The sequence below is a fragment of the Bifidobacterium aerophilum genome, assembly GCF_010667685.1.
Classification (GTDB): Bacteria; Actinomycetota; Actinomycetes; order Actinomycetales; family Bifidobacteriaceae; genus Bifidobacterium; species Bifidobacterium aerophilum.
In genome coordinates, this window is the sequence record NZ_WHZW01000046.1 from 1 (window position 1) to 1733 (window position 1733).

The 1733-nt window shown below is 68.5% G+C and carries 5 protein-coding genes; all 5 read left to right on the forward strand.

The annotated features are described in order from the left end of the window. The coding region (locus tag GFD25_RS11900; protein WP_275575595.1) for a head fiber protein at positions 1-219 on the forward strand (219 nt) is incomplete at its 5' end. Positions 220-221: 2 nt separating this feature from the next. Continuing rightward, entirely contained in the window at positions 222-626 is a 405-nt protein-coding gene (locus tag GFD25_RS11905; protein ID WP_163233105.1) for a Gp19/Gp15/Gp42 family protein, read from the forward strand. After that, the gene (locus tag GFD25_RS11910; protein WP_163233107.1) at positions 623-958 is read left to right on the forward strand and encodes a hypothetical protein; all 336 of its coding nucleotides are present in this window, start codon (positions 623-625) and stop codon (positions 956-958) included. The genes GFD25_RS11905 and GFD25_RS11910 overlap by 4 nt, the downstream gene beginning before the upstream one ends. Then, positions 955-1197 carry a hypothetical protein gene (locus GFD25_RS11915; protein ID WP_163233109.1) on the forward strand — a complete coding sequence of 81 codons (243 nt, stop codon included), beginning with the start codon at positions 955-957 and terminating at the stop codon, positions 1195-1197. The genes GFD25_RS11910 and GFD25_RS11915 overlap by 4 nt, the downstream gene beginning before the upstream one ends. Next, positions 1197-1586: a hypothetical protein gene (locus GFD25_RS11920; RefSeq protein ID WP_163233111.1), complete on the forward strand. Its 390-nt coding sequence runs from the start codon at positions 1197-1199 to the stop codon at positions 1584-1586. The genes GFD25_RS11915 and GFD25_RS11920 overlap by 1 nt, the downstream gene beginning before the upstream one ends. Positions 1587-1733: the final 147 nt, after the last annotated feature.

The following is a 1733-nucleotide window of genomic DNA, read 5'->3' on the forward strand; positions in this document are numbered from 1 at the left end:
ATCCCGGCCGCGTACACGCTGCCCGCCGCCACGACCACGGCGTTGGGCGGCGTGAAGAAGGGCGGGGCCGTCGGCACGGTCACGACGGCCGACCCGGCCGCGGCCGCGGCGGCGCCCACGAAGGCCGAATACGACGCGCTGCTCAACTACGCGAAAAGCCTCAAGACCACGCTCAACCAGCTCATCTCCGTGCTGAAGACGGCCGGCACGATCGGATGACCATGGCCGGCACGTATCCGAACGGCGACGCGTTCGCCGACGTGGACATGCTGGAGGCGGGCTGGCACGAGCTGACCGACGAGGAACGCTCCCGCGCGCAGACGCTGCTGGAACGCGCGTCGCGCATCATCCGCGCGGACTGTCCCGACTGGCGTGAACTCGAGGCCGACAATCCGGGCATCTGTGGAGACATCTGCTGCGAGATGGTCAAACGCGCCATGCTCTCGGGCATGGACGGCATCCCCGCGGGCGTCACGCAGGCGAATTCCACGACGGGCCCGTTCACGGACGGGTACACGTTCGCGAACCCCGCCGGCGACCTGTACATGACCACGGCCGAGAAGCATCGCCTCGGCATAGGCCGGCAGCATGCGTTCTCGATCACCATGTGCGGGGGCGACCCGTGATCCCGCCGACGGAACAGGTGCCGTTCACCCGGCATCAGGTCACGGTGGAGCACGGGCGCAGGATCGCCGGCGAACCGGTCGAACTCGGCTCGCTGGGCGTGCTCGTCGCGCCGGGCACGTTCGAACGCGTCGCGGAAGCCGGGCGCGTCACGGTCGCGACGGGCTGCGACCTGTATCTGCGCGGCAAACCGCCGTTCGAGGTCATGGCCGGCGATACCGCCATGGTGCGCGGCGAGCCGCTGACCGTGACCCGCACGCCGGAGGAATGGCGTCGCGGCGACACCGTGATCGGCGTCCAGTACCACGCGGAACGACGAAAGGACACGACATGAACCGCAACGTGAAGGTCGTGCTCAACCGTCGGAACGTGAGCCGCCAACTCTTGCACAACCGCAAGCTGCTCGACAACGTGCAGGAGCAGGTCAAGGGCATGGCCCAGGCGCATCCCGCGATCAAGACGTACCGCAACGAGGACGGGGATCGAGGCAACGTGGTCGCCACGATCCCCATGAGCGTCGAGGACGCGCACCGCGGCCTGATGGCCGACATGCTCGCGAAGGTGAGGTTCTGATGACCCCCGCGCTGATCGGCATCGACCCGTCCGACATGCTCCTCGGCCTGCTCTCCGAAGCGTTGCCCGACGCTTCGGTCGGGTGGGACATGCCCGAGGGCCCGGGCCCCAAATGCATGCCCACCCTCTCCCCCGGCTCATCCACCACGCCCGTGACGCAGCGCATGACGCTCACCCTGAGCTGCTACGCGCCGCAGGCGGACGGCTCGTGCGACTGGCCGGAAGCGGCGCGCATGTTCACGAAGGCCGTGCGCGCCGTATTGGCCGGGCGCAAACGTCATCCGCTCGTCGACGCCGCGTTGCAGGCGGGCCCCGTCCGCCAGCACGACGCGCGGCTCGACGTCGACTACGCGTACGGCGCGGTCCTCCTGACCGTCGCCGCCAACTAACCCAGAAAGGAAACAGACCATGGCAAACGCAGACGCGTCGGCCCTGCTCGCTGCCGGCACCACCGGCGTCGAGTTCGTGTCCGACGGCAACAACAGCGATTTCGTGCGCCTCATCAAGGAGGCCGCGATCTTCAAATACCCGATCGG